Source organism: Micromonospora sp. DT48 (assembly GCF_049844495.1).
Lineage (GTDB): Bacteria > Actinomycetota > Actinomycetes > Mycobacteriales > Micromonosporaceae > Micromonospora.
This window is the reverse complement of record NZ_JBNCLE010000008.1, coordinates 303,607-329,882: the sequence shown is the minus strand read 5'-3', so window position 1 is coordinate 329,882 and position 26,276 is coordinate 303,607. Positions and strand designations below refer to the sequence as shown.

Sequence of the window (26,276 nt, the reverse complement as noted above, 5' to 3'; positions counted from 1 at the left end):
AAAGGGGCCCTTCCTACATCGGTCGGGGGCGTCGGTCAGGTGGGGTCGCGGACGAGGATGCGGACCGCGCGAGCGGCGGTGACCACGTCGAGCAGCACCGCGTACCGGGGCTCGGGAACGTCGAGCAGCCGCTCCGCGCGCAGCGCCGCCAGCGGGTCGAGTCGCCGGTCGGCGAGGATCGCGTCCACCGCCCGCCGGTCACCGCCGGCGACCACCGCGTCCAGGCGATCCGCCTCCGGCAGCAGCAGCCGCACCGCCAGCTCCGCCGCGTCGGCCAACGCCGCCTTGGCCTGGTTGTCCCGGCGGCGAGCAAACCGCTGCTGGGACCAACCACCCGCAGCGGTACGCCCCTGCACGTAACGGGTGTCGACCTTGTGCACCGGTAGCCGCTCCCCTTCGGCGATCCCCATCGCCACCGCCCCCTTGCGCGCCAGCAGCAGGCCGATCCGGCGCGGCGCGAGCGCAGCAGCAACGAAGGCATCGAGATCGGTGGTGGCCGGTGCACCCGGCGGGGTGTGCAGCCCGGCGCTGGCACGGTCCGGGGCGGTCAGCAGTAGACCGTACTCCTGGATGGTGATGGCGGGCGGGCCGTGCCGGTCGGTGAAGCCGGCGACCCAGCGGTTGGTCCGGGCCGGGTCGACGTCGACCCACCGGCCGCCCCCGGCCGCAGGTCGGCTACTCATCCCCTGACCGTACGGCATGCGAGATCGCCCCCGCCGAGCGCCGAGCGCCGAAACCGTCACCTCGGACCGGCGACGAGGCGGCGGGCCGGCCCTGGCTCCGGGTACGGATCATCCGTTGAGCAGCATGCTGATGGCGAGCACCGTGATGATCGCGCTCGACAGCAGGGCGGTGAGCAGGCGTCCGCGCTCACTGGTGAGCGCCCGACCGATCAGTGTGCCGCCCGCTGCCACCAGCAACTGCCAGCTGGCCGAGGCCACGAACACACCGATTGTGAAGAGCAGCGCGGCCGCGAGGGCGGACCCGGCCGGGTCACCACGGCCGAGCACCAGGGCGGTGAAGTAGACGATGGTGGCCGGGTTGAGCAGGGTCAGCGCGAGAATCCCGGCGAACGCCCGGGCCGGGGTGGCCATCCCGCCCCGCTCCGGCAGGCCAGGTCCCGGCGACGCGTCGTCCGCCGGTGGCTGGTCCACGCCGCCGGCCGACGAGACGGCCGGGACGATCACCGGCGAGCGGTTCGGGGACCGGCGTGGGCCACGCACCCGCAGGGCGCGCCACGCGCCGTGGGCGGCGAGGGCGAGCAGCACTGTCGCGCCGACCAGCCGCAGCGGCCCGGCCACCGGCGCGAGCCCACCGGCGACCGCCGCGCCACCGAACGCCGCGACACCGGCGTACAACCCGTCGGCGGTGGCCACCCCGAGCGCGGCGGCCGCGCCGACCCGGAACGAGGTCCGCGCGGCGAGCCCGAGGATCAGCACGGCGATCGCGCCGACCGGGACGGCCACGCCGTAGCCGGCGACCAGACCGGCGAGCAACGCGCCGGTCACGACGGACGCCGTGGTGAGATGCCGTCCGCCGCGGTCCGCTGCCGACGAGCGGTGGCGGCAACGACGCCAGGACACGAGTTCGTCGGGTACGCCTCACTCACTGGGTCATGCTGCGGCCGCCCGTCGCGGCGGCGCCACGGATTATCCGACCACGCCGCTGCGACCGTCGGAGTGACTCGATGCCGCGATGCGTCCGCGCTCCCAGCTCGACAGTGCGGGATCGCCCATTGACCGTGCCCGGCAGGCTCGCCGCCACGACGGGAAGGTGCCTCCATAACGGCCTCGGGCGCGGCACCCGGTGGATGCCGCGCCCGAGGATGCACTCCGGAGTCTGCCCGGAGGAGCTGTCAGACGTTGAAACCGAGGGAGCGGAGCTGGTCGCGCCCCTCGTCAGTGATCTTGTCCGGTCCCCACGGGGGAAGCCAGACCCAGTTGATCCGGATGTCGTTGACCAGGCCACCACCGGGGCCGGTGGTCAACGCCTGGCGGGCCTGGTCCTCGATCACGTCGGTCAGCGGGCAGGCCGCCGAGGTCAACGTCATGTCCAGGGTGGCGACGTTGTCGTCGTCGACGTGCACGCCGTACACCAGGCCGAGGTCGACCACGTTGATGCCCAGCTCCGGGTCGACGACGTCCTTCATCGCCTCCTCGACGTCGGCGACGGCGGCCTTACCGCCGGTCGCCGCGCCGCCGGTCGCCGGGGTCGCCGCGCCGTCGGTCGCCACCGCGCCCGACTCCGGCGTGCTGCTGGTCTCCTCGGTCATGCCTTCACCTCCGTCGGGCTCGCGCCCACACCGGCGCGTGCCGCGGCGTCCTTGAACGCCATCCACGGCAACAGCGCGCATTTGACCCGGGCGGGATAGCGGGCGACGCCCTCGAACGCCACCCCGTCGCCGAGTACGTCCTCGTCCGGCGTGACCTGACCACGACCGGACATCAGCGTCAGAAACGCCTCGTGCACCTCGAACGCCTCGCTCGCACCACGGCCGGTCAGCAGCTCGTGCAGCACGCTCGCGGACGCCTGGCTGATCGAACACCCCATGCCGTCGTACGACACGTCGTGCAGCGTCTCGCCGTCGGTGGCCACCCGGACGGTGATCTCGTCACCGCAGGTGGGGTTGACGTGGTGCGCCTCGCCGACCTGGTCGGCCGGGTCGGCGGCGTCACGCAGCCCGCGACCGTGCGGATGCTTGTAGTGGTCCAGGATGATCTCCTGGTAAAGAGACTCAAGCTGCATCAACCGAACACCTTCCGCGCCTGCTCCAGACCCGCCACCAGTGCGTCGATCTCCTCGGTGGTGGTGTAGAGGTAGAACGAGGCCCGCGTGGTGGCCGGCACCCCGAACCTGGTGCAGACCGGCCGGGCGCAGTGGTGACCCACCCGCACCTGTACCCCGAGGGAGTCGAGCACCTGCCCCACGTCGTGCGGGTGCACGTCGCCGAGCGCGAAGGAGATGGTGCCGCCCCGACCGACCGGCACCTCCGGGCCGAAGATCCGCAGACCGGGCACGGTGGCCAGGGCGTCCAGCGCGTACGCGGTCAGCTCCTTCTCGTGCCACTGGATCGCCCGCATGCCGACGCCGGTGAGGTAGTCCACGGCCGCCCCGAGGGCGACCGCCTCGGCGATCGGCGGGGTACCCGCCTCGAAGCGGGCCGGCGGCGGGGCGTACGTGGAGCCGCCCATCGCCACCGTCTCGATCATCGAGCCGCCGCCGAACACCGGCGGCATCGCCGCCAGCAGCTCGCCACGCCCCCACAGCACGCCGATGCCGGTCGGGCCGCACATCTTGTGCCCGGTGAAGACGATGAAGTCGGCGTCCAGGTCGACCACGTCGATCGGCATGTGCGGCACCGACTGCGAGCAGTCCAGCAGCAGCAGCGCACCCACCTCGCGGACCCGGGCCGTGATCCGCGAGGTGGCGTTGACGGTGCCGAGGATGTTGGACATGTGCACCAGCGAGACGATCTTCGTCCGCTCGTTGACCAGGTCGGTCAGGCCCGACTCGTCCAGCCGGCCCTGGTCGGTGACCGGGAACCAGCGCAGCGTCGCGCCGGTCCGCTCGGCCAACAGCTGCCACGGAACGATGTTCGAGTGGTGCTCCATCTCCGAGATGACGATCTCGTCACCCGGCCCCAACCGGAACCGGGGATCACCGTCGGGGCGCAGCGAGGCGTTGGAGAACGCGTACGCCACGACGTTGATCGCCTCGGTGGAGTTCTTCGTGAAGACCACCTCGTCGACGCTCGGCGCGTTGACGAACCGGGCGATCTTCGCCCGGGCCCCCTCGTACGCCTCGGTCGCCTCGGTGCCGAGCGTGTGCACCGAGCGGGACACGTTGGCGTTGTGGCGGGCGTAGTGCGCGGCCAGCACGTCGAGCACCTGGCGCGGCTTGTGCGAGGTGTTGGCGCTGTCCAGGTAGACCAACGGATGCCCGTTGATCTCCCGCCCGAGGATCGGGAAGTCGGCGCGTACCGCCGCCACGTCGTAGCGGGGCACGTCGTCGTACTGCGGCATCCCGGGCGGGATCGCGATGGTGGTCATCCTGGTGACCGACCCTTCCTTCGAGGTCAGGCCCGCGCCGAACCAGCCCCGGCGACGTACCGCTCGTAGCCCTCTTCCTCGAGCTTGTCGGCCAGTTCCGGGCCGCCCTGCTCGACGATTCGACCGGCGACGAAGACGTGCACGAAGTCGGGCTTGATGTAGCGCAGGATCCGGGTGTAGTGGGTGATCAGCAGCAGGCCGGTGTCGCCGGTGTCGCGCACCCGGTTCACGCCCTCGCTCACCACGCGCAGCGCGTCCACGTCGAGGCCGGAGTCGGTCTCGTCGAGAATGGCCACCTTCGGCTTGAGCAGCTCCAGCTGCACGATCTCGTGGCGCTTCTTCTCACCGCCGGAGAAGCCCTCGTTGACGTTGCGCTGGGCGAAGGCCGGGTCCATGTGCAGCCGCTCCATGGCACCGCGCAGCTCGCCGCCCCAGGTGCGCAGCTTCGGCGCCTCCCCGTCGATGGCGGTCTTGGCGGTACGCAGGAAGTTCGCCACCGAGACGCCGGGCACCTCGACCGGGTACTGCATGGCGAGGAAGAGACCGGCGCGGGCCCGCTCGTCGACGGACATCTCCAGGACGTCCTCGCCGTCCAGGGTCACCGAACCGCCGGTGATCTCGTACTTCGGGTGCCCGGCGACCGAGTACGCCAGGGTCGACTTGCCGGAGCCGTTCGGGCCCATGATCGCGTGGGTCTCCCCCGCCTTCACGGTCAGGTCGACACCGTGCAGGATCGGCTTGAGCTCACCCTCGGGCAGCTTCACCGACACCTGCAGGTCGCGGATCTCCAGGGTGCTCATTATCGGGTCACTCCATTGCTCGGCGTCAGACTGACGTAGATGTCACCGTCGCGGACTTCGACGGGATAGACGGGTACGGGTTCGATGGCCGGCGGCCCGGTGGGTTCGCCGGTACGCAGGTCGAAGCGGGAGCCGTGCAGCCAGCACTCCAGGGTGCAGCCTTCGACCTCTCCCTCGGAGAGCGCCACGGCCGCGTGCGAGCACTCGTCGAACACGGCGTAGAACTGGTCGTCCTCACCGTGCACGAGCGCGATCTGGGTGCCGTCGACGTCCGCGCTGATCACGGTGCCCTTCGGCACGTCCTCGACGGCGCAGATGCGGATCATCAGACGCCCGCCTTCGTGAGCCGAGCCTCGATCGCGTCCCCCAGGCGCTCACGCAGGGGCTCCACCGGGATCTTGTTCAGCAGCTCGGTGAAGAAGCCGCGCACCACCAGGCGGCGTGCCTCGGCCTCCGGGATGCCCCGGGCCATCAGGTAGAACAACTGCTCGTCGTCGAAGCGGCCGGTCGCGCTGGCGTGGCCGGCCCCGGCGATCTCGCCGGTCTCGATCTCCAGGTTCGGCACCGAGTCGGCCCGCGCGCCGTCGGTGAGCAGCAGGTTCCGGTTGATCTCGTACGTGTCGGTGCCGGTCGCCTCGGCCCGGATCAGCACGTCGCCGACCCAGACGGTACGGGCGCTCTCCCCCTGCAACGCGCCCCGGTAGCCGACGTAGCTGCGACAGTCCGGCACGGTGTGGTCGACCAGCTGGCGGTGCTCCTGGTGCTGGCCGGAGTCGGCGAAGTAGACGCCGTACAGCTCCGCCTCGCCGCCCCGATCGGTGTACTCGACGGTGGTGTACTGGCGGACCAGGTCGCCACCGAGGGTGACCTGGACGTGCAGCACCCGCGCGTCGCGTCCCAGCCGCACCTTCAGGTGCTGCGCCTGCACCGCGTCGTCGGCCCAGTCGGCGACGGTGACCAGGGTGAGCTTCGCCCCGGCACCCACCGTCACCTCGACGTTGTCCGCCAGGGTGGCCGACCCGACGTGCTCCAGCACCAGCACCGCCTCGGCGAACCGACCCACGTCGACGACCGTGTGTCCGAAGGCCAGACCCTCGGCACCGTCACCGACCACCCGGATGACGGTCGGGCCACTGATCACGGCGTCCTGCGCCACCCGCACCAGCAGTGCCTGCTCGGCACCGCCGTAGGCCAGCGCGCTGACCCGGTCGAACGGGGTGAGCACGGTGCCGACCCGCGGGTCGTCGCGGCCGATCCGCTCCACGGACACGCCCTCGGGCAGGTCGGCGTACTCGTGCCGAACCGTGCCGGTGGCGGTCTGGTCGTCACCGACCAGCCCACGCAGCCGCTTGAGCGGGGTGAAACGCCACTCCTCCTCCAGGCCGGTCAGGGCCGGGAAGTCGGCGACATCGTACGAACGCAGCGCCTGAGACTTGGTGCTCGGCGGCGCGGAAGCCTGGGTAGTCATCTCGTCCTTGGTCTGTTCTACGACGGCGGTCTGGTTAACCGGAGGGCGGGCCGGCCGGTGTTCCCGGCCCCTCGGGCCGAGCCTCGCCCGGCCCGACCGGTCGGGCTGCGGCGGCAGGTCAGCCGACCGCGCCCTCCATCTGCAGCTCGATCAGGCGGTTGAGCTCCAGGGCGTACTCCATGGGAAGTTCCTTGGCGATCGGCTCGATGAAGCCGCGCACGATCATCGCCATCGCCTCGTCCTCGCTCAGGCCCCGGCTCATCAGGTAGAAGAGCTGGTCCTCGCTGACCTTGGAGACGGTCGCCTCGTGCCCCATCGACACGTCGTCCTCACGAATGTCGACGTAGGGGTAGGTGTCGGAGCGGGAGATGGTGTCGACCAGCAGCGCGTCGCACTTGACCGTGCTGGCGCTGCTGTACGAGCCCTCCAACACCTGCACCAGGCCCCGGTACGAGGTCCGACCGCCGCCCCGGGCGATCGACTTCGACACGATGGTGCTGCTGGTGTGCGGCGCCGCGTGCACCATCTTGGCACCGGCGTCCTGGTGCTGCCCCTCACCGGCCATGGCGACCGAGAGCACCTCGCCCTTGGCGTGCTCGCCGGTCATGTAGACCGCCGGGTACTTCATGGTGACCTTGGAACCGATGTTGCCGTCGATCCACTCCATGGTGGCGCCCTCGTGGCACACGGCGCGCTTGGTGACCAGGTTGTAGACGTTGTTCGACCAGTTCTGGATGGTCGTGTAGCGGCACCGGGCGTTCTTCTTGACGATGATCTCCACCACGGCGCTGTGCAGCGAGTCCGAGGAGTAGATCGGCGCGGTGCAGCCCTCGACGTAGTGCACGTACGCACCCTCGTCGACGATGATCAGCGTCCGCTCGAACTGGCCCATGTTCTCGGTGTTGATCCGGAAGTACGCCTGCAGCGGGATCTCCACGTGCACGCCCTTCGGCACGTAGATGAACGAGCCGCCGGACCACACGGAGGTGTTCAGCGCGGCGAACTTGTTGTCGCCGACCGGGATCACCGTGCCGAAGTACTCCTTGAACAGGTCCTCGTGCTCCTTGAGGGCGGTGTCGGTGTCGAGGAAGACGACACCCTGCTCCTCCAGGTCCTCGCGGATCTTGTGGTAGACCACCTCGGACTCGTACTGGGCGGCGACACCGGCGACCAGGCGCTGCTTCTCCGCCTCCGGGATGCCCAGCTTGTCGTAGGTGTTCTTGATGTCCTCGGGCAGGTCCTCCCAGCTGGCGGCCTGCTTCTCGGTGGAGCGCACGAAGTACTTGATGTTGTCGAAGTCGATCCCCGTGAGGTCGGCGCCCCAGGCCGGCATCGGCTTGCGCTCGAACAGCCGCAGACCCTTCAGGCGCAGGTCGAGCATCCAGGCCGGTTCGTTCTTCTTGGCCGAGATGTCCCGCACCACCGCCTCGTTGAGGCCGCGCTGGGCCGAGGCCCCGGCGACGTCCGGGTCGGCCCAGCCGTACTCGTAGTTACCCAGGGCGGCGAGCTGCTCCTCCTGGGTCAGTGGCTGGACGATCTGCTCGGTCATCTATCTGTCCTCACAGTGGTGACGGTCTTACCGGACTGGGCGTACGGCGGCCCGGGAATGTGCGTGGTGCACACCCCGTCGCCGTGCGCGATGGTGGCCAGGCGTTGCACGTGGGTACCGACCAGGCGGGAGATCACCGTGGTCTCGGCCTCGCACAACTGGGGGAACTCGGCGGCCACGTGCGCCACCGGGCAGTGATGCTGGCAGAGCTGGCCGCCGGAGGCGATCGTGGAGGCACTGGCAGCGTATCCCTCCGCCGTCAGCGCCGCGGCGAGTGCCTCCGCACGGGCCATCGGATCGTCGCCGGCGTCGGCCAGGGCGGCGCGACAACGCGCCTCCAGGGCGGCCACCTGCTCGGCGGCGAACTTCTCCACCGCACGCGAGCCGCCGGTACGCGCGATCCAGCGCAGCGCGGCGGTGGCCATGTTGTCGTAGTGGTGGGTGCCACACCGGCTTCGGGCGGCGTCGGTGAGCAGGAACACCTTCGCCGGTCGGCCCCGCCCACGGTGACCGCGTACGGTCTGTTCGCGGGCCACCACATCACCGTCGGCGAGCATCGCGTCCAGGTGGCGGCGGATCGCCGCCGGGCTGAGCCCGAGCGCGTCGCCCAACTGGGCGGCGGTGGCGGCACGCCGCTCCAACAGCAGCAGGGTGACCCGATCACGGGTCGACGGCTCCCCGGCCGAGACCGGGATGCCGGCCTGGGCCTGCGGAGCAGGCGGAACGTCGGCGCGGGGCAGCGACCGGCCGGCGACCGGGTCGGCCGTCGGCTGGTGCCCGGAGAGCCCTGCCGCCTTTTTCACAACGCCCACGTTACGTAAATCAATCAGGGCCCGCAAACGTGACCCCGGTGATCCGAGCCACCACTCGGGCGGAGTCACCCGATCGGCGACAACTACGGTGCGTAGGATTCGCCACGTGAAGCGACCCGTCCGAGACCTGGTCTCCGCCACCCTGCTGCGTCGGCTGACGTTCGCCAACATCGTCGCGAACGTCGTCATCGTCGTCACCGGCGGGGCGGTGCGGCTGACCGCGTCCGGTCTGGGCTGCCCCACCTGGCCCCGGTGCACCGACGAGTCGTACACCACCACCGCCGAGATGGGCGTGCACGGGGTGATCGAGTTCGGCAACCGGCTGCTCACCTTCGTCCTGGTGCTGATCGCCGGCGCCACCCTGCTGGCCGCGCTCGCGCACCGGCCCCGTCGCCGTGGGGTGGTGCCGCTGGCCGTGGCCGTCGTCCTCGGCATCGTGGCGCAGGCGGTGATCGGCGGGATCACCGTCCGCACCCAGTTGCACCCCTCGATCGTGGGCATCCACTTCGTGGTGTCGATGCTGCTGCTGTTGGCCGCGTACGCCCTGTGGCGTCGGGTCGTCGAGCCGGACGGGCGCCTGGTCTCGGTGGTGCCGTCGGCGCTGCGGGCCCTCGTCTGGATCACCGTGGTGGTCAGCGCGGCGGTCGTCCTCGTCGGGGTGGCGGTGACCGGCAGCGGGCCGCACGCCGGTGACGCCGACGCCGTCCGCAACGGCCTGGACCCGCAGACGATCTCCCAGATCCACGCCGACCTGGTGTTCCTGCTCGTCGGGCTGACCGTGGGCCTGTGGCTGGCATTGCGCGCGGTGGGCGCACCGGCGCGGGCGGTGCGCGCCGCGCTGGTCCTGCTCCTGGTCGAGCTGGCTCAGGGAGTGATCGGCTTCGTGCAGTACTTCACGAATCTGCCGGTGCTGCTGGTCGGGCTGCACATGCTCGGTGCCTGCCTGGTCTGGCTGGCCACCCTGGCCGCCCTCTGGTCGACCCGCACCGCCGGACCCGCCCGCTCCGACGCCCCGCCCCCGCACCAACCGACCGACCACGAGGTGGTTGCCGCGGCCCACCCGGCCGGGTGACAGCCGCCTCCCGACCCGCCGGGTGACAGCCGCTCAGCGACCAGCTCGGGACAGGTGGACGCGGATGGCGTCGGCGAGCCGCTCGGCGGCACCGTCGGCATGGCCGAGGAACAGCGAGGGTTCGGTCAGCTCCAGCTCCACCAGCACCGGCGCGCCGTCGGGACCGGGAATCAGGTCGACCCGGGCGTAGAGCAGGCGGTCCGACCCGCCCGGCACCGCCGCGAGGGTCTGCGCCGCGACGGCGAGCTGCGCCGGTTGGGCCGTCCGTGGCGTGATCTCCTCGACCTTGTACAGCGCCTCGACGCCCTCGTCCGGCCCGGTCAGCATCGGGCCCTTGCGGATGGCGTGGCTGTAGGTCAGCCCGGCCGGACCGGCCAGGAAGAGCAGCGCGGTCTCACCGGCCGTGTCGACCTCGCGTAGGTACGGCTGGACCATGGCCACCCGGTCGGCCGCCCCGAGCCGGCGGACGTGCGCCACGGCGAGGTCCCGATGCTCCGGGTCGGCTAGGTCGTAGCGGCCGGTGTCCTGGCTACCGGCGCTCACCGCGGGCTTGATGACGTACTCACCGTGGTCGGCGGGAGGCTGCCACGGCTCGCCGGGCAGCACCCAACCGGTCGGGACGGTGGGCACACCGGCCGCCGCCAGTCGGTCGAGGTAGCGCTTGTCGGTGTTCCACCGCACCACGTCCGCCGGGTTGGCCAGTCGCGGCACCCGGGCGGCCCAGGCGACGAACTCGTCCCGCCGGGACGAGTAGTCCCAGGGCGAGCGGAGCACGGACAGGTCGTAGCGGGCCCAGTCGACGCTCGGGTCGTCCCAGACGACGGCGTCGACGGTGATCCCACGGGCGGCCAGGGGGGCGAGGACGAGACGGTCGTCGTCGTCGAGGTCGGCCAGCTCGGTACAGGTAATGAGAGCGACCCGGGGTCTCCCCCGGGTCGGCTGGTGGTGATCGGTCAATTTATCTCAACGGGCCATCGTACGTCGGGCCATCGAACGCCAGAGGTCGTTGCTCGGGCGCATCTGGTCCATCAGTTCCCGTTCCCAGGCGTTCTCCACGGCGACCCCGGCCTGCGCGCAGGCCGCACGGGCGGTCACGGTGTCCTCGGCGAACTGGTCGCCCCAGGCACCGTCGACCCCCACCAGGACGATGCGGGCACCGCGCTTGCCGACGTACTCGATGACCGCCTTCGCCCCGCCGTGCTCGGCGGCGAACGACTTGATGCCCGCGACCAGCCCGTTGGGGGCCTGCCCGGAGGCGGTCTGATCAGCCGTCAGCGTCGTATCGGAACCATCTGCCATAACGTGAAGCCTAAGCAGACATGCAATCGGACGGGCGAGAACAGGCAAGCTTTTGTGATACCGATTACCTGTAGGTTTAGCCGACAGCGGAACCGTTTCGCCCGTATTTATCAGCATCAAATCGGGTCAATCCGAGTAGCGGAATGCCGACAAACTGGGCGGATCCCGAAAATCCACCATCAGTGGCGTACTGTCGGTTTCCCGACGCGCGCCGTGACGACCGCCGCGCGGTCAGAGCAGAGCGTCCAGCGCCGCGGCGGCGAAGACGATGGTCAGGTAGGTCGTGGACCAGTGGAACAGCCGCATCGGCTTCACCGGCTCGCCCCGCCGCGCCCGACCGGCCAACCGATGTGCCTCGACCAGGAAGATCGCGCCCACCACCAGCGTCGGAACCCCGTAGATCGGGCTCAGCCCCAACGCCCACACGGCCAGCGAGGTCAGCACGGTCAGCCAGGCGAACCCCACGATCTCGGCGTTGACCCGCCGGACGGAGGCGACCACCGGAAGCATCGGAATGCCGGCGCGGGCGTAGTCGTCCTTGTACTTCATCGCCAGCGGGTAGAAGTGCGGCATCTGCCAGAAGAAGACCACCCCGAACAGCGCCCACGCCACCGGTGACAGCGAGCCGGTCACCGCCGCCCAGCCGATCAGCACCGGCGCGGCCCCACAGGCACCGCCCCAGAAGGTGTTCGCCGTCGTGGTGCGCTTGAGCCACAGCGTGTAGACGACGTCGTAGTAGACGATCGCGGCCAGGGTGAGCCCGGCGGCGAGCAGGTTGGTGAAGACCGCCATCAACGCGACCGAGAGCACCGCCAGCACCAGACCGAAGATCAGCGCGTTGCGGGGCGTCACGGTGTGCGCCGGCAGCGGCCGTCGCTTCGTGCGCCGCATCAACTGGTCGATGTCCCGGTCGATGTAGCAGTTCAGCACGCTGGCCGCGCCCGCCGCGAGCGAGCCGCCGACCAGCACCACCGCCACCAGCCACAGCGACGGCAACCCGCCGTGCGCGAGCATCATCGCCGGCACCGTCGTGACCAGCAGCAGCTCCACGATCCGCGGCTTGGTCAGCGTCACGTACGCCGCCACCACCGCCCGCAGGTCGCGGGGACGCACCGGCGTCTCCCCGGCCTCACGCACCGGCGTCTGCCCGGCAGGGGTACTGACGGGGCGCTCGGTGATCATGCTCACGGATTGCCACCTTCCGGCGTCGGGAGGGGAGGTCACGGCGGCCGGACCGACTCGGGTCCACACACCGACCCACACACTACGCGTTGTCGTTTTCGCTGCCCGGGCGACCCGGCAACGGTGCCAGTCGTCACACCGAAGGCTGGCTCCGGGCCGCTGCCAGGCTGAACCGCGCAGCGGCGCCAAAACGTACAGACCAGCATGCTGAGATCCTCGGGCGCATGTTTAGCCGCGCTCGATAGGGTCACCAGTGAGGGTTCCGCCCATCTCGCCGAGGAGCACAAACCATCGTGGCTGCCAACCGACCCGACCACCCCGCACTCGACTGGTCCGACCTCGACCGCCGTGCCGTGGACACCGTCCGCGTGCTGGCCATGGACGCCGTGGAGAAATCCGGCAATGGCCACCCGGGCACCGCGATGAGCCTCGCACCGGCGGCGTACCTGCTGTTCAACCGGGTGATGCGGCACAACCCGGCAGACCCGAACTGGCCCGGCCGGGACCGTTTCGTGCTCTCCGCAGGCCACTCCAGCCTGACGCTGTACATCCAGCTCTTCCTCGCCGGCTACCCGCTGAGCCTGGAGGACCTGAAGTCGCTGCGGCAGTGGGGGTCGCTCACCCCCGGTCACCCCGAGCACGGACACACCCCCGGCGTGGAGACCACCACCGGCCCGCTCGGGCAGGGTCTGGGCAACGCCGTCGGCATGGCCATGGCCGCCCGGCGCGAACGCGGCCTGTTCGACCCGGAGGCCGAGGCCGGCGAGTCCGTCTTCGACCACCACATCTGGTGCATCGCCTCCGACGGTGACATCGAGGAGGGCATCAGCCACGAGGCCAGCGCCCTGGCCGGGCACCAGCAGCTGGGCAACCTCTGCGTGATCTACGACGACAACGAGATCTCGATCGAGGACGACACCCGCATCGCGATGAGCGAGGACGTCGCGGCCCGCTACACCGCGTACGGCTGGCACGTGCAGACGGTCGACTGGCGGCGCGGCGACGCCGAGCAGGGTGACTACCACGAGAACGTCGAGGAGCTGTACCGGGCGCTGCTGGCCGCCAAGGCGGAGACGACCCGTCCGTCGTTCATCGCGCTGCGCACCATCATCGGCTGGCCCGCGCCGAACAAGCAGAACACCGGCAAGATCCACGGCTCGGCGCTCGGCGCCGACGAGGTGGCCGCCACCAAGGAGGTCCTCGGCTTCGACCCGGCCGGGTCGTTCGAGGTCAGCGAGGAGGTGCTCGGCCACACCCGGCTGGCGCTGCGTCGTGGCGAGGCCGCCCAGCAGGAGTGGACGGCCGCCTTCGACTCGTGGTCGGCGGAGAACCCGGAGCGTCGCGGTCTCTACGACCGGCTGGTCAACCGGACGCTGCCCGAGGGCTGGGCCGACGCCCTGCCGGAGTTCCCCGCCGACGCCAAGGGTGTCGCCACCCGGGCCGCCTCCGGCAAGGTGCTGGCCGCGCTGGCCCCGGTGCTGCCCGAACTGTGGGGCGGCTCCGCCGACCTGGCCGAGAGCAACAACACCACGATGAAGGGCGAGCCCTCCTTCGTCCCCAGCCAGTACGCCACCAAGGAGTTCCCGGGCCACGAGTACGGCCGGACCCTGCACTTCGGCATCCGCGAGCACGCCATGGGCGCGATCCTCAACGGCATCGCGCTGCACGGCGGCACCCGGCCCTACGGCGGCACCTTCCTGGTCTTCAGCGACTACATGCGGCCCTCTGTCCGGTTGGCCGCGTTGATGAAGCTGCCGGTGGTCTACGTCTGGACGCACGACTCCATCGGCCTCGGCGAGGACGGCCCGACCCACCAGCCGGTGGAGCACCTGACCGCGCTGCGGGCCATTCCCGGCCTGGACGTGGTCCGCCCGGCCGACGCCAACGAGACCGCCTGGGCCTGGCGGCAGGCCCTGGAGCACACCGACCGGCCGACCGCGTTGGCGTTGAGCCGGCAGGCGCTGCCGACGCTGGACCGCTCGCAGCTGGCCAGCGCGGAAGGGGTCGCCAAGGGTGGTTACGTGCTGGCCGAGGCGTCCAACGGCAAGCCCGAGGTGATCATCATCGGGACCGGCTCCGAGGTGCAGCTCTGCCTCACCGCCCGGGAGCGGCTGGAGGCCGAGGGTACCCCCACCCGGGTGGTGTCGATGCCCTGCCAGGAGTGGTTCTTCGAGCAGGACGAGGCGTACCGGGAGTCGGTGCTCCCGCGCGGGGTAAAGGCCCGGGTGAGCGTGGAGGCGGGCATCGCCATGTCCTGGCGCGGCATCGTCGGTGACTGCGGCGAGAGCGTCAGCCTGGAGCACTACGGCGCAAGCGCCCCGCACTCCGTGCTCTTCGAGCAGTTCGGCTTCACCCCGGACCGGATCGTCGCCGCCGCGCACGCGGCGCAGACCCGGGCCGGCGACATCACCGGTTTCACGACCGGCAACTAAGGAGGCGTTGGCGCACATGACGACCGACAGGCTGGGTGAGCTGACCGCCGCGGGAGTGGCGGTCTGGCTCGACGATCTTTCCCGGGTACGACTCAGCTCCGGCGGGCTGGACCAGCTGCGCCGGGAGAAGCACGTGGCCGGGGTGACCACCAACCCGACGATCTTCGCCAAGGCGTTGAGCGACGCCGACGAGTACGACTGGCAGCTGCGGGACCTGGCCGCCCGGGGCATCGACGTCGAAGAGGCCGTCCGCATGCTCACCACGTACGACGTGCGGTGGGCCTGCGACGTGATGCGCCCGTCGTACGACGCCAGCGCGGGTGTCGACGGCCGGGTCTCCATCGAGGTGGACCCGCGACTGGCCCACGACTCGCACCGCACCGTGGCCGAGGCCCGGGCGTTGTGGTGGCTGGTCGACCGGCCGAACCTGTTCATCAAGATCCCGGCGACCGAGGCCGGCCTGCCGGCGATCACCGCGGCACTGGCCGAAGGGATCAGCGTCAACGTCACGCTCATCTTCGGCCTGGACCGCTACTCCCAGGTGATGGAGGCGTTCCTGGCCGGCATGGAGCAGGCGAAGGCGAACGGCCACGACCTGAGCACGATCGGCTCGGTGGCCTCGTTCTTCGTCTCCCGGGTCGACACCGAGGTCGACGCCCGGCTGGAGAAGATCGGCTCCAGCGAGGCCAAGGCGCTGCGGGGCAAGGCCGCGGTGGCCAACGCCCGGTTGGCGTACGAGCGCTACAGCGAGGTCTTCTCCTCCGACCGGTGGCGGGCGCTGGCCGACGCCGGGGCGCACCCGCAGCGTCCCCTGTGGGCCTCCACCTCGACCAAGAATCCCGACTACCGGGACGTCATCTACGTCGAGGAGCTGATCGCGCCCGGCACGGTCAACACCATGCCGGAGTCGGTCGTGCACGCGTACGCCGACCACGGCGAGACCCACCCGGACACCGTCACCGGCGCGTACGACGACGCCCGTGCGGTGTTCGGCGCGCTGGAGTCGGTGGGCGTGGATCTGACCGACGTGATCGCCACGTTGGAACGCGAGGGTGTGGAGAAGTTCGAGGCCAGCTGGCAGGAGCTGCTCGACGGCGTCGGTAAGTCGCTGTCCGCCGCCGGCCAGGGCCGCAGCCACCCCACGGACGCCGCCCGGGACAACGCCGACGCCGCCGCGCGTGCCGGAGGCAATGCGTGACGGTGCCGTCCGGCAACACCCACGCCGCCACCTGCTTCGGGTGGCGGCGTGGGTCGGCGGTGGTACCGCGACGGTTCGACGGTGGGTAGCTTTCCCAGACAACCGGTACGGTCGACGTTGATCTACCGGTGCCCGGAAACCCGTACTCCTGGCTGAGGAGTCGCTGGCGGTGACCGGCGGCGTGGCCGGTCGAGCCGCCCGCTGCCGCACCGGCAGCCGGCCGAGCGGTCAGCGGACCCTGCACGGCCATCCGGCGCGATGGGTCGCCAGGGGTGTGACGATGGACGACGTGGACGAGCGGAGCGAGGAGGCAGCGTGAACCCGCTGCGCGACCCGCAGGACCGGCGACTGCCCCGGATCCCGGAGCCGTGCGCTCTGGTGATCTTCGGGGTGACCGGTGACCTGGCCCAGAAGAAACTGCTACCCGCGGTCTACGACCTGGCCAACCGGGGGCTGCTGCCGCCCGGCTTCGTGGTCGTCGGGTTCGCGCGGCGGGACTGGTGCGACGGCGACTTCGCCTCGCTGGCCCGGGATGCGGCCAAGAGCCACTCCCGGACACCGTGGCGGGAGGAGGTGTGGTCGCGTCTCGAACACAACATCAAGTTCGTCGGTGGGTCGTTCGACGACGACACCGCCTTCGACAACCTGGCGCGCTGCCTGGAGGGTCTGCGCGACAGCCACGGCATCCACGGCAACGCGGCCTTCTACTTCTCCATCCCACCGGCGGCGTTCCCGGTGGTGCTCAAGCAGCTGGCCCGCACCGGCATGGCCGACAACGAGAAGTGTGGCGGCTGGCGCCGGGTGGTGGTGGAGAAGCCGTTCGGCCACGACCTGCCCTCGGCCAAGGCACTCAACGACCTGGTCGACGACGTCTTCACCCGGCAGGACGTCTTCCGCATCGACCACTACCTGGGCAAGGAGACGGTCCAGAACATCCTCGCCCTGCGCTTCGCCAACAGCCTCTTCGAGCCACTGTGGAACTCGCAGTACGTCGACTCGGTGCAGATCACCATGGCCGAGGACGTCGGCATCGGCAGCCGCGCCGGCTTCTACGACTCGGTCGGCACCGCCCGCGACGTGTTGCAGAACCACCTGCTGCAACTGCTCGCCCTGGTGGCGATGGAGGAGCCGACCAGCTTCGACGCCGACGAGATCCGGGCCGAGAAGCTCAAGGTACTCAAGGCGATCACGCTGCCGAAGGACGTCAGCACCGGCACGGTACGCGGTCAGTACCTACCGGGCTGGGTCGGCGGGCAGCGGGCCCGGGGATATCTGGAGGAGGACGGCGTCCCGCCGACGTCGACCACCGAGACGTACGTGGCGGTGCGGCTCGGCATCCAGAACCGCCGGTGGGCGGAGGTGCCGTTCTACATCCGCGCCGGTAAGCGGCTGCCCCGCCGGGTCACCGAGGTCGCGGTGATGTTCAAGCAGGCGCCGCACCTGCCGTTCACCGCGGCCGACATGGAGATGCTCGGCAACAACCAGCTGGTGATCCGGGTCCAGCCGGACGAGGGCGTGGTGCTCAAGTTCGGTTCGAAGGTGCCCGGCACCACGATGGAGGTCCGCGACATCGCGATGGACTTCCAGTACGGCGAGGCGTTCACCGAGTCCAGCCCGGAGGCGTACGAGCGGTTGGTGCTGGACGTGCTGATCGGCGACCGGACGCTGTTCCCGGACGCCGCCGAGGTCGAGCAGAGCTGGGCCGTGGTGGACCCGCTGGAGCACGCCTGGGAGGGCACGAAGCCGGAACCCTACCGGTCCGGTGAGTGGGGCCCACGGGCCGCCGACGAGATGCTGGCCCGTGAGGGCCGGGCCTGGCGGCGGGCGTGAGCGAGCGGGGCGGGCGAACCATGGCGTTCGGTGACGCGGCGCGGGGTGCGCGCGGCGAGGCGGCGACGCACGGCGAGCGAAGCAGGAGGCTGCGGTGATCGGACTGTGGGACACCACCGGCAACGAGGTGGTCAAGGCGCTCGCCGCGGAACGGCGCAGCGCGGGCGGGGTGGCCAGCGGCATGGCGCTGACCCTGATCGTGGTGGTGGACGAGAAGCGGGTCCGCGACGCTGAGGCGGCGGCCACCATCGCCGCCGCCGCGCACCCGTGCCGGCTGTTGGTGGTGGTCCGCTCGGACGTGGACCGGGACCGCAACCGACTCGACGCCGAGATCGTGGTCGGCGGGCGCCTCGGACCCTGCGAGGCGGTGGTGATGCGGATGTACGGGCGGCTGGCCCTGCACGCCGAGTCCGTGGTGATGCCGCTGCTGGTGCCGGACGTGCCGGTGGTCACCTGGTGGCACGGTGAGCCGCCGGAGGAGATCGCCACCGACTACCTCGGTGTGGTCGCCGACCGGCGCATCACCGACTCGGCGCAGGCCGCCGACCCGATCGCGGCGCTGCGGCAGCGCGCCCGCGACTACTTCTCCGGCGACACCGACCTCGCGTGGACCAGGATCACGCCGTGGCGCACCCTGGTGGCCGGTGCCTTCGACACCACCGACGCGCAGCTGACCGAGGCGACGGTGGTCGCACCGCCGAGTGACCCGACCGCCGCGCTGATGCGGGGCTGGCTGCGCAGCCGGCTCGGCATCAAGCCACGCTGGGAGCGCACCCGTGACTTCCCCCGGATGCGGGAGGTCCAGCTGCGCTGCGCCAACGGTGACGAGTTGACGCTGACCCGTGAGGACAGCGTGGCCACGTTCCGGCGTACCGGCCAGGAGGACCGCATCCTGCCGCTGGTGCGTCGGCCGCTCGGCGACGAACTGGCCGAGGAGCTGCGCCGACTCGGTACCGACCAGGTGTACGCCGAGGCCCTGGGCGCCTTCGCCGGGTTGACCAACCTGGACCGGCGGCCCAGCCAGCGGGTGCACGTGTGGAAGGACCCGGCCACCGCCCAGCGCGCCGAGGCCGGCGTCACCGCACACTCCTCGACGAACAACGCCGGTTCCTGACCCCTCAGGTTGGCACGACACCGACCGCGACGCGGTCCCGGAAGGACACCATGAGTGAGGCGAGTGTCGCCGTCCACGCCGACGCCGACCTGCTGGCGCAGGCGGTCGCGGCCCGACTGGTGGTGCGGCTGCTCGACGCCCAGGCCGAACGCGGCCAGGCGTCGGTGGTACTCACCGGCGGTCGGATCGCCGCCGCGGTCTACCGTGCGGTGGGCGCGTTGCCCGCCCGGGACGCGGTCGACTGGTCCCGGGTCGACTTCTGGTGGGGCGACGAACGGTTCCTACCGGCTGGCGATCCGGAGCGCAACGAGACCCAGGCCCGCGCGGCGCTGCTCGACGCGCTGCCGGTGGACCCGGACCGGGTCCACGCCATGCCGGCCTCGGACGGCGGCGCCGACCCGGAGGAGGCCGCCGCCCGGTACGCGGCCGAACTCGCCCGTGCGGCCCGCCCCGGCACCGCTGTGCTGCCCCACTTCGACGTGCTGATGCTCGGCGTCGGCGAGGACGGGCACGTCGCCTCGGTCTTCCCCGAGCATCCGGTGCACTACGACAACCGACCGGTCAGCGCGGTGCGGGGCAGCCCGAAGCCACCGCCGGTACGCATCACGCTGACCCTCCCGGCGATCAACACCGCCGAGGAGGTGTGGCTGGTGGCCGGTGGCAGCGACAAGGCTCACGCGGTCGGCATGGCGCTGGCCGGCGCCGGGCCGGTGCAGGTGCCGGCGGCCGGTGTGCAGGGCACCGGGCGTACCCTCTGGCTGCTGGACCGTGCCGCGGCGGCCGACGTGCCGGCCCGTTTCCGCAGCCTGCGCTGAGCCGGGCGCGCCTGACGCGGGGGCGCGCCGGACGCCCGCCACCGCCGCACCACCGTGACCGACGCCCGGGTCCATCGCGGACCCGGGCGGTCCCGTGCCGCCGGTTGTGGCTGGTCGGCGCGGGTTCGCCGAACTGGTACCAGCGACTGTCGCCTAGCTGGTCTGGCTCTCACCAGTTCCGGGGCCGAAGACTGTGCTCACCGGCAGAAGGTGAGCCTCGCTCGTCCATGCTCGCCGGGACTTCTGGTTGCCACGCGGCGGTGCAGGTTCGGGAGGGGCCACGGTGAAGGAACTGTTGCTGATCGGTGCCGGCTACATGGGTACTCCCTACCTGACGGCCGCCCGACGCCTCGGGGTACGCGTCACCGTGGTCGAGTCGGCACTGCACCGCGACCGGCTCACTCCGCAGGCGGACCGCTTCATCCTCACCGAGGGCACCGCCGAGGAGGACTGGGCGGCAGCGGCCACCGCCGCCGCCTACTCGTGCGAACCGGACGGCGTGCTCGGCTTCGCCGAACCGCAGGTGATCGCCGCCGCCCTGGTCCAGGACGCGCTGGATGTACCCGGCCCGTCGTTGCACGCCGCCGTCATCTCGCGGAACAAGGCGCTGCAACGGGGCTGTTTCGCCACCGCTGGGCTGTGCCAACCGAAGTTCCTGATCGTCCCGGACGTGGAGTCGGGGGTCAGCTGGGCGCGGGGGCGTTACCCGGTGATCGTCAAGCCGCTGCACAGCAGTGGTAGCGCCGGTGTCGTCCAGGTGGTGGACGAGCCGACGCTCGTCGCCCTGCTCCAGTCCCGGTTGCCTCAGGAGAAGGTGCTGCTGGAGGAGTTCCTCGTCGGCGCGGAGTACAGCTGGGAGGCGCTGGTCCGCGGCGGCGAGGTGATCTTCGGCAACGTCACCGCGAAGGAGACGACCGGCCCGCCGGACTTCGTCGAGCTGGCGCACGTCGGTAGTCCCCGGATGTCCGGTGCGGACATGTTCACCATCGACAGCCTGGGCCGCGGTGTGGTGGCGGCGATGCGGATGCAGACCGGCATCGTGCACCTGGAGTTCCGGATGACCGCGGACGGCCCGGCGATCGTCGAGGTCGCGGTCCGTACGCCAGGCGACTACATCATGGACGTCCTCGCCCTCACCCACCGGTTCGACCCGTACGCCGCACTGATCGCCATGGCGCTGGACCTGCCGGTCACCCTGCCCGCGACGACGACCCCCGGCGCGCACGGTGCCAGTTGGTTCCCGCAGTTCCCCGCCGGTCGCGTGGCACGCGTCCACGGCCTGGACGCGCTGCGGGCCCAGCCGTGGGTGGCCGACGTCAAGCTCAAGGTGCAGGCCGGCGACACGATCGCGCCGTACTCCTCGTCGGCGCAGCGGGTGGGGCACGTCCTGTTCCAGGCTCCCGACCTCGACGAGTTGGCCGCCGCGATGGAGCTGGCCCGCAGCACGCTCACCGTGGAACTCGCCGACGAGCCGTCCGCCGCGACCAGCTCGTCGGCCTCCCTGTCCGCCAACTCCGGCTAGCGGAACGCGGTCGTCCCGGGGCTACGGCCCGTTCGATTCCGTTTCGTGCCGCCCGGGTGCGGCCAAGGGAGACAGAGACACCTCATGCAAGGCGACCTTCAACCGGTCATCGTCGGCTACGGACGAGCCGGCCGTGACCTGCACCATCGCGCGATCCGGCCGCTCCTCGACCCGGACGACACGGTGATCGTCGTGGACCCGCGCCCGGTGCCGAGCCAACCGGGGATCCGGTGGGTGGCGACGCTGGACGAGGCGGCGCAGACCCTGGACGCGATGTCCGTACCGCTGCGGCGGGCGGTCTTCCACCTGACCACTCCCCCTGCCGAGCACCTGGCCGGAGTGGAGCAACTGGTCGCGCTCGGCGCCCGGCAGGTGATCCTCGAGAAGCCGATCGCCAGCAGTGTGGCGCAGGCCCGCCGGATCGCCGAGCTGTCGACCGAGATCGTCATCATGCCGGTCAGTGTCTGGCTGGAGAGCGCCACCACCGTCGTGGTGGAGCGGGCGGTCGCCGCCGGTGAGGTCGGCCAGGTGACCACGCTGCACATGGAGCAGAGCAAGCCCCGGTTCCGGCGGAACCTGGCGGCGACCGACGCGCACACCACGCCCTTCGACGTCGAACTGCCGCATCAGCTGCTGCTCGCGCTGCACCTGGCCGGAACCGACGCCACCGTCGAGTCCGCCGTCCGGTGGCCGATGTCCTCCTGCGACCAGTACGGACACGTGATGGGTGGCGCGGCGGTCACGCTGACCCACGGCTCGGCGATCACCAGCACCCTGCTGTCCGATCTCACCGCACCGATCCGACGCCGTCGGCTGGTGGTGACCGGGACGCACGGCCAGATCGTGGCCGACTACCCACTCAGCTCCGACGACGACTACGGGCAGGTACGCATCCGTGGTCGCGGCGATCGTCAGATCATCCAGGACCTGCCGCTGTCCCAGTTCCTGAAGGCCGCGTACGACTCGCGGCGCGGTGCCGCCCCACCACCCCGGGGTGATCTCGACCTGCACGTACGCAGCATCGAGCTGTTGGACCTGGCCCGGCGTACCGCGGTGACCGTGCCGCCTCAGGTGACGCTTCCCCAGCTGACGGAGTTCGCATCATGGCAAGGTTGATCATCATCGAGCCGAGGTCGTCCGGCTGTCTGCTCATCGACCGGGCCCGGGAACTCGGCCACGACCCGGTGGTGCTGACCGCCGACCGGGACGAGCGGAGAGTCCCCCGCGAGCGGTTGGCCGCGGCGAGCGAGGTGCGGATCGTCGACACCAACGACGACGCGACCGTGCTCGACCTGCTCAAGACGTTGCACGAGGCCACGCCGCTGGGTGCCGTGCTGCCCGGCTTCGAGCACTACGTCCCCGTCGCCGCCCGGGCGGCGGCCGACCTGGGTCTGCCGGGGATCGACCCGGACGCGGCGATGCGGCTGCACTACAAGCACCTGATGCGCCAGGCGGTCACCGACGCGGCCGTGGACCAGCCCGCCGCCGTGCTGGTCACCGAACCGAACGAGGTCGAGGCCGCGGTCACGAAGGTCGGTCTGCCCTGCGTGGTGAAGCCGGTCAACCAGTCCGGCAGCATGTTGGTCCGCCGGGTCGACACGCTCGACGAGGCGGTCCTCGCCGTCGACCGCATCCGCGACCCGGCGGCCACCTACCTCGGCCGGCAGACGTTGCCCGTCGCCCTGGTCGAGGAGTACGTGCGGGGGCCCGAGTTCAGCGTCGAGGGTTACGTCCACGACGGCGAGGCGCACGTGCTGTGCATCACCGAGAAGATGCTCGGCCCGGAACCGGAGTTCGTGGAGGCGGGACACGTCCTGCCGGCCGACCTGCCGGCCGGGCTGGCCGCCGAGGTGACCTCCTACGTCCGGCGGGTGGTCGCCGCGCTCGGTCTCGGGCTGGGGCCGTTCCACGCCGAGGTACGGGTGGCCGACCGGGGGCCCCTGCTGATGGAACTCGGGGCGCGGCTGCCGGGCGACCACATCCCCACCCTGCTGTCGCTGGCGCAGGGCGTCGACATGCACGCGATCACCCTGCGGGCGTACCTGGGCGAGCCGGTCGGCGCTGCGACACCCGGCGTCCGCCGACAGACCGCCGGCATCCGCTACTTCCTGCGGCCGGAGATCCGCCGCTTCACGACGATGACCGTCGACCCCCGGCTGGCCGACGATCCTCGGATCACGGAGATCTCCCTGCTGCACTCTCCCGGCGCCGAGGTGCCGGACCCCGGTAGCTCGTCGGGCCGCCTCGGCTTCGTCGTGGCCACCGGCGCGACCTACCAGGAGACGACCGCCCTGCTCGACGCAGTGGACGCGGCGGTCGTCTTCTCATGACCTTCCCAGCCACCGCCCCGTTCAGGAGATGACCGTGTCCCGTCACATTCTCATCCTCAACCGATGGAGCAACGAGTTCGGCGAGTACCACCGCTACGTCGACCACCGGAGCAACCGGGTGGCGTACCTGACCACGCCGGCCGGTCGGGAGCCGCTGGACGAGCAGCTCGCCGAGGCGATCGTCACGCTGCCCGATCTCGGTGACACGGCCGCCGTCACCACCCACGCCAAGGAGTTGGCCACCCGGTACGGACCCTTCGACCACGTCATCGCGCTGTCCGAGTTCGACCTGGAGACGGCGGCGGAGCTGCGGGCCGTCCTCGACGTGCCCGGCAAGACCATGGCCGAGGTGCTCAAGGTCCGCGACAAGCTGGTCATGAAGCAGCACATCGAGCAGGCCGGGCTGCGGGTGCCGGCGTACGGTCCGGCGAACTCCGTCGAGCAGGTCCGGGACCTGGTCCGTCGGGTCGGTCTGCCGATCGTGCTCAAGCCCCGGGCGGGCGCGGACAGCCAGGGCGTCTTCGTCTGCCGTACCGAGGCCGAGTTGGACAGCCTGCTGGCCGACGAGTCGTTCACCGACTACGAGGGCGAACAGTTCGTCGAGGGCGGGCTGTACCAGGTGGACGGGGTGGTCCAGGGTGGCCGGCTGCTGATCGTCCGCAGCTGGCAGTGTCTGGCCGGATGCCTCGACTTCGCCCAGGGCACGCCCTTCGGCTCGGTCGCCAACGACGACGCCGAGTTCGAGCGGCGGGTGGTCTCCTACACCGAACGGGTGCTGGCCGCGTTGGGCATCACCGACGACGTGTTCCATCTGGAGTTCTTCCGCACCGACGCGCCGATCGACGACGACGAGCACGCCGACATGGTCTTCCTGGAGATCGGCGCTCGGGCCGGCGGGGGCCAGGTGCGGTTCGTCTGGCGCGACGTGTACGGCGTCGACCTGATCGACGCCTCGGTCAAGCTGCACATCGGGGCGGAGCTGAAGCTGCCGCAGATGGACCTCGGCACCGTGGCCGGCTACCTGATGATGCCGGAGCCGCCGGTGCGCCCGGCGGTCGTCCACTCGGTCGGCTCGCTGCTGGGTCGGGTGCCCGACCTGTTCGACGAGACGCTGCCGCCGCCCGGCGCGATCCTCAACGGCACCGGTGGGGCCCGCCACACGGCCGGCACGTTCCGGTTCCGGGCACCCACCGCCGACCGGGTCAAGCAGGCCATCTCCCAGGCCGCCGAGCTGTACGAGCTGTCCTGGTCACCGGCGCAGGCCGAGGACGACACCATCGGAACGCACGGGTGAGCCGGCACCGCGGAGCCGACTCGCTGCTGTCCGACTCCCCGTCGCCGGATCGGTCGCCGAAGGTGGCGGCATCGCTGTGGCGTCACCCCGACTTCCTCCGGCTCTGGGGCGCGCAGACCATCGCGATGCTCGGTTCCCGAGTAACCGAGTTGGCGCTGCCGCTGACCGCGATTCTGCTGCTGGACGCCGGACCGACCAGCCTGGGTCTGCTCAACGTCGCCGAGTACCTTCCCTTCACCCTGGTCACCTTGTTCGCCGGGGTGCTGGCCGACCGTTACCGACGGCGCGGCCTGCTCATCGGCGCCAACGTCGGGCGGGCGCTGATCCTGGCGGTGGTGCCGGTGCTCGCGCTGACCGACCAGCTGTCCATGACCGCCCTCTACGTGGTGGCCTTCCTGGTCGGTGTCCTGACCTCACAGTTCGACGTGGCCTACCAGGCGTACGTGCCAGTGTTGGTGTCACGGGCCCAGCTCGTGGAGGCCAACTCGAAGCTCCAGTCCACCCGCTCCATCGCCGAGACCGGCGGCAAGGGCTTCAGCGGTGTGCTGATCCAGGTGTTCACCGCTCCCGGCGCGATCATCGTCGACTGCCTGACGTATCTGATCTCGGCCGTGTCCCTGCTGTCGATCAAGACCCGGGAGCCGCGTCGCCCGGCCGCGGCCCGAGGCTTCAGCGGCGTGTGGAGCGAGATCGGCGAGGGGCTGCGGGCGACCCTCGGTCACCGCATCCTCCGCGCCGTCCTGCTCCAGGCCGCCTGGTTCAACCTGTTCCACGACGTCGTGCTCGTGCTGTTTCCGCTGTACGGCCTCAAGGACCTGGAGCTGACCCCGGCGCTGCTCGGGTTCATCATCGCCTCGGCCAGCGTCGGCGCCTTCGGCGGCTCGCTGATCGCCGGAGCGCTGGCGCGACGTCTCGGGATCGGCCCGGCGATGGTCGCGGGGGTGCTGACCTCGGCGCTGGGGCTCCTGGTGTTGCCGTTGGCCGCCGGTCCACCGGCGGTGCAGGCGTTGCTGCTCGGCGCGGGGTACGTGATCAGCGGGGTGGGCATCACCATCTTCAACATCCACTCGGTGGCGCTGCGGCAGGCGATCATCCCGAACCGGCTCCTCGGGCGGGTCAGCGGGACGTACCGCTTCGTCGCCTGGGCGGTCATCCCGCTGGGCGGCCTGCTCGCCGGGGCCCTGGCGAACGTCCTGAGCGCCCGAGGCGCCCTGCTCATCGCCGGCATCGGTCTGGTCATCGGGGCCATGGTGTTCGCGCTCACCCCGGCCGGACGGATCGCCGAGGCGCCCGAGGGGCCAGAAGACCTCGACGGCCCCGACGGCCCTGGTGGTCATGGTGGCCCTGGTGGTCATGGTGGCCCTGGTGGTCATGGTGGCCCTGGTGGTCATGGTGGCCCCGACAGCCGTGGCGGCCCGGGGAGCGCGCCGCTGGCCGGTCTCAAGCACTCGGACGAGCCGAGGTAGTCGACGGAGCCGTGGCCCGCCGGGCTGCCGGGCCGCCGGGCTGC

24 protein-coding genes are annotated in these 26,276 nt (G+C 71.0%); 11 read left to right on the top strand and 13 right to left on the bottom strand.

All coding sequences use genetic code 11. The features are described from left to right. Positions 1-35 precede the first annotated feature (35 nt). The 10 genes from ACLQ2S_RS11580 to ACLQ2S_RS11535 form a co-directional block, all read right to left on the bottom strand. Positions 36-683, bottom strand: a complete 648-nt coding sequence (locus tag ACLQ2S_RS11580) for an acVLRF1 family peptidyl-tRNA hydrolase (RefSeq protein WP_425701659.1) — start codon at positions 681-683, stop codon at positions 36-38. Between the two features lie 108 nt (positions 684-791). Continuing rightward, positions 792-1,508, bottom strand: a complete 717-nt coding sequence (locus ACLQ2S_RS11575; protein WP_309223330.1) for a LysE family transporter — start codon at positions 1,506-1,508, stop codon at positions 792-794. 347 nt (positions 1,509-1,855) lie between these two features. Next, positions 1,856-2,272 carry a metal-sulfur cluster assembly factor gene (locus tag ACLQ2S_RS11570; RefSeq protein ID WP_155218423.1) on the bottom strand — a complete coding sequence of 139 codons (417 nt, stop codon included), beginning with the start codon at positions 2,270-2,272 and terminating at the stop codon, positions 1,856-1,858. After that, positions 2,269-2,745, bottom strand: a complete 477-nt coding sequence (gene sufU, locus ACLQ2S_RS11565; RefSeq protein WP_155218425.1) for a Fe-S cluster assembly sulfur transfer protein SufU — start codon at positions 2,743-2,745, stop codon at positions 2,269-2,271. The genes ACLQ2S_RS11570 and sufU overlap by 4 nt, the downstream gene beginning before the upstream one ends. Next, entirely contained in the window at positions 2,745-4,049 is a 1,305-nt protein-coding gene (locus tag ACLQ2S_RS11560; protein WP_155218427.1) for a cysteine desulfurase, read from the bottom strand. Before ACLQ2S_RS11560 ends, sufU begins: the two co-directional genes overlap by 1 nt. Positions 4,050-4,075: 26 nt before the next feature. After that, positions 4,076-4,849 carry a Fe-S cluster assembly ATPase SufC gene (gene sufC, locus ACLQ2S_RS11555; protein ID WP_155218429.1) on the bottom strand — a complete coding sequence of 258 codons (774 nt, stop codon included), beginning with the start codon at positions 4,847-4,849 and terminating at the stop codon, positions 4,076-4,078. Next, entirely contained in the window at positions 4,849-5,175 is a 327-nt protein-coding gene (locus ACLQ2S_RS11550) for a non-heme iron oxygenase ferredoxin subunit (protein ID WP_155218431.1), read from the bottom strand. The genes sufC and ACLQ2S_RS11550 overlap by 1 nt, the downstream gene beginning before the upstream one ends. Then, a complete protein-coding gene (gene sufD / locus ACLQ2S_RS11545; RefSeq protein ID WP_425701658.1) occupies positions 5,175-6,317 on the bottom strand; it encodes a Fe-S cluster assembly protein SufD in 1,143 nt (380 codons plus the stop codon). Before sufD ends, ACLQ2S_RS11550 begins: the two co-directional genes overlap by 1 nt. Positions 6,318-6,435: 118 nt before the next feature. Then, positions 6,436-7,866 carry a Fe-S cluster assembly protein SufB gene (gene sufB / locus ACLQ2S_RS11540; RefSeq protein ID WP_155218435.1) on the bottom strand — a complete coding sequence of 477 codons (1,431 nt, stop codon included), beginning with the start codon at positions 7,864-7,866 and terminating at the stop codon, positions 6,436-6,438. Further along, entirely contained in the window at positions 7,863-8,669 is an 807-nt protein-coding gene (locus tag ACLQ2S_RS11535) for a helix-turn-helix transcriptional regulator (RefSeq protein WP_375335341.1), read from the bottom strand. Before ACLQ2S_RS11535 ends, sufB begins: the two co-directional genes overlap by 4 nt. Before the next feature lie 97 nt (positions 8,670-8,766). Here ACLQ2S_RS11535 and ACLQ2S_RS11530 point away from each other — a divergent pair, with 97 nt between their 5' ends. Continuing rightward, on the top strand, positions 8,767-9,750 hold the full coding sequence (locus ACLQ2S_RS11530; protein ID WP_375335342.1) for a COX15/CtaA family protein: 984 nt from the start codon (positions 8,767-8,769) through the stop codon (positions 9,748-9,750). 33 nt (positions 9,751-9,783) lie between these two features. Here the strand turns inward: ACLQ2S_RS11530 and ACLQ2S_RS11525 are convergent, their stop codons facing one another. From ACLQ2S_RS11525 to ACLQ2S_RS11515, 3 genes are all read right to left on the bottom strand, one after another. Further along, on the bottom strand, positions 9,784-10,707 hold the full coding sequence (locus ACLQ2S_RS11525) for an ATP-grasp domain-containing protein (RefSeq protein WP_155218437.1): 924 nt from the start codon (positions 10,705-10,707) through the stop codon (positions 9,784-9,786). A 6-nt stretch (positions 10,708-10,713) separates the two neighbouring features. Continuing rightward, the gene (locus ACLQ2S_RS11520) at positions 10,714-11,049 is read right to left on the bottom strand and encodes a hypothetical protein (protein ID WP_155218438.1); all 336 of its coding nucleotides are present in this window, start codon (positions 11,047-11,049) and stop codon (positions 10,714-10,716) included. 231 nt (positions 11,050-11,280) lie between these two features. Beyond that, positions 11,281-12,237 carry a heme o synthase gene (locus tag ACLQ2S_RS11515; RefSeq protein ID WP_309223332.1) on the bottom strand — a complete coding sequence of 319 codons (957 nt, stop codon included), beginning with the start codon at positions 12,235-12,237 and terminating at the stop codon, positions 11,281-11,283. 287 nt (positions 12,238-12,524) lie between these two features. Between ACLQ2S_RS11515 and tkt the strand changes: the two genes are divergently transcribed. From tkt to ACLQ2S_RS11465, 10 genes are all read left to right on the top strand, one after another. Then, positions 12,525-14,663: a transketolase gene (tkt, locus tag ACLQ2S_RS11510; RefSeq protein WP_425701657.1), complete on the top strand. Its 2,139-nt coding sequence runs from the start codon at positions 12,525-12,527 to the stop codon at positions 14,661-14,663. 16 nt (positions 14,664-14,679) lie between these two features. Next, positions 14,680-15,861 (top strand): transaldolase, encoded by a 1,182-nt coding sequence (gene tal, locus ACLQ2S_RS11505; RefSeq protein WP_155218440.1) that lies wholly within the window; start codon positions 14,680-14,682, stop codon positions 15,859-15,861. A 258-nt stretch (positions 15,862-16,119) separates the two neighbouring features. Next, on the top strand, positions 16,120-17,691 hold the full coding sequence (gene zwf / locus ACLQ2S_RS11500; RefSeq protein WP_155218442.1) for a glucose-6-phosphate dehydrogenase: 1,572 nt from the start codon (positions 16,120-16,122) through the stop codon (positions 17,689-17,691). A 94-nt stretch (positions 17,692-17,785) separates the two neighbouring features. Beyond that, positions 17,786-18,805 carry a glucose-6-phosphate dehydrogenase assembly protein OpcA gene (locus ACLQ2S_RS11495; protein ID WP_309223334.1) on the top strand — a complete coding sequence of 340 codons (1,020 nt, stop codon included), beginning with the start codon at positions 17,786-17,788 and terminating at the stop codon, positions 18,803-18,805. A gap of 50 nt (positions 18,806-18,855) precedes the next feature. After that, positions 18,856-19,620 (top strand): 6-phosphogluconolactonase, encoded by a 765-nt coding sequence (pgl, locus tag ACLQ2S_RS11490; RefSeq protein WP_155218444.1) that lies wholly within the window; start codon positions 18,856-18,858, stop codon positions 19,618-19,620. Positions 19,621-19,903: 283 nt separating this feature from the next. Next, positions 19,904-21,142 (top strand): ATP-grasp domain-containing protein, encoded by a 1,239-nt coding sequence (locus tag ACLQ2S_RS11485; RefSeq protein ID WP_155218446.1) that lies wholly within the window; start codon positions 19,904-19,906, stop codon positions 21,140-21,142. A gap of 84 nt (positions 21,143-21,226) precedes the next feature. Next, the gene (locus ACLQ2S_RS11480; protein ID WP_155218448.1) at positions 21,227-22,258 is read left to right on the top strand and encodes a Gfo/Idh/MocA family oxidoreductase; all 1,032 of its coding nucleotides are present in this window, start codon (positions 21,227-21,229) and stop codon (positions 22,256-22,258) included. Continuing rightward, complete coding sequence (locus ACLQ2S_RS11475; RefSeq protein WP_425701656.1) at positions 22,246-23,472, top strand: ATP-grasp domain-containing protein; 1,227 nt, start codon at positions 22,246-22,248, stop codon at positions 23,470-23,472. Before ACLQ2S_RS11480 ends, ACLQ2S_RS11475 begins: the two co-directional genes overlap by 13 nt. A 34-nt stretch (positions 23,473-23,506) precedes the next feature. Next, the gene (locus tag ACLQ2S_RS11470) at positions 23,507-24,766 is read left to right on the top strand and encodes an ATP-grasp domain-containing protein (RefSeq protein WP_196222529.1); all 1,260 of its coding nucleotides are present in this window, start codon (positions 23,507-23,509) and stop codon (positions 24,764-24,766) included. Continuing rightward, positions 24,763-26,232 (top strand): MFS transporter, encoded by a 1,470-nt coding sequence (locus ACLQ2S_RS11465; RefSeq protein WP_425701655.1) that lies wholly within the window; start codon positions 24,763-24,765, stop codon positions 26,230-26,232. Before ACLQ2S_RS11470 ends, ACLQ2S_RS11465 begins: the two co-directional genes overlap by 4 nt. The last annotated feature ends 44 nt before the right edge of the window (positions 26,233-26,276 follow it).